General features: G+C 36.2%; 1 protein-coding gene. It reads left to right on the plus strand.

Annotated features, from left to right (window positions below; all coding sequences use genetic code 11):
* Positions 1-452, plus strand: a 452-nt coding sequence (locus ACYVRA_RS08585) for a hypothetical protein (RefSeq protein ID WP_461252302.1), incomplete at its 5' end; no start/stop codon positions are given.
* Positions 453-492 lie beyond the last annotated feature (40 nt).

The following is a 492-nucleotide window of genomic DNA, read 5'->3' on the forward strand; positions in this document are numbered from 1 at the left end:
TAATTAGAGGTATATTTGCGGCTATTGATGAGATTAATAGAGGAATTTTTGTTTGGAATAAACATAATATTGATCTTGTAATAATAATAATAGGTGTACCGACGTTATTCAGCGTGTTGAACACCAAAATTATATTCAATGATGAAGGTATAACGGTGAAGGCCAAAATCTATCTTTTGTTTTTTGCTATCCATAACGTGCCTACTTTTATGGCATGGGATAAAATTCTTCACGTTAGTTATGAAAATTCTATGCGTCGCGGTCAGCCTTTTATCTTTAGAACAACGAACGCAACGACACGAGTTTTATTTTGGAGTCCGAACTATCGAGAAAGTCTTATATTTGCCATAAACAAGTTACCCAAGCATAAATTTACGATGAGCGCGCAGGAAAAACTAAAAGAAATGGGTATTTGGACGGAAGATTCATTTCAACCGGAGGCTCGCGTATGAGCAAGATTAATCCCTGTCTCTTATACACATCTGGAAGACG

The sequence above is a fragment of the Treponema sp. R8-4-B8 genome (assembly GCF_054786175.1).